1 pseudogene is annotated in these 689 nt (G+C 36.0%); it reads left to right on the forward strand.

Annotation, left to right across the window (positions count from 1 at the left end):
- Nucleotides 1-87: 87 nt before the first annotated feature.
- Nucleotides 88-609: pseudogene (locus OZD66_RS05780) on the forward strand (transposase); the annotation flags it as partial.
- Between the last annotated feature and the right edge of the window lie 80 nt (nucleotides 610-689).

Consider the following 689-nt stretch of genomic DNA (forward strand, 5'->3'; position numbering starts at 1 on the left):
ATCTATGTAAAATTATTAAAGATTACGGAGGAAATATGCTATTTTGATTTGTGTAAAAATTATTGTTGACTTATGTGCAATTAGAGAACTTTGGCTGCACTTTGTCAACGTCGTGATGATATTACGCAAATGAGAACTCAAGAAAAATGCAGACTTGAAGCACCGGAAAATGATCATATAAAAGAAAGCTGTCAAAAGACCATTGAGTTTTTCGATAGTCAAATAAACGAACTCAATGATACTATACAAAAGATTATTGATGAAAGCCGCGAATTACAACAACGCCAAAAAATTCTTAAAACAGTTCCTGGAATAGGTAAAAAGTTATCACAAGATTTTTTGTGTTTAATGCCAGAGCTTGGTTACTTAAACAGAAAAGAAGTAGCAAGTCTTGCCGGAGTTGCACCGCATCCAAAAGAAAGTGGTAAAGCTGTTGGTTACCGAAGGATTACAGGTGGTAGAAGTAACGTTCGTTCAAAGCTCTTTACAGCCGCTATGGCTGCTACAAGGTCAAAATCTATACTTGGCGCCTTTTATTCTAAGCTTGTTGAAAGTGGTAAGAAGAAGATGGTGGCTATAACAGCCCTAATGCGTAAAATTATAGTATAGCTCTTTCCATAAAAGTCCGGATGTGATAGGATAAGGATAGATGATGATAAGGAGGTTGAATGCCAGCAGCATATAGTTAT

It is taken from the genome of Wolbachia endosymbiont of Drosophila baimaii (genome assembly GCF_028982185.1).
GTDB classification, from domain to species: Bacteria; Pseudomonadota; Alphaproteobacteria; order Rickettsiales; family Anaplasmataceae; genus Wolbachia; species Wolbachia pipientis.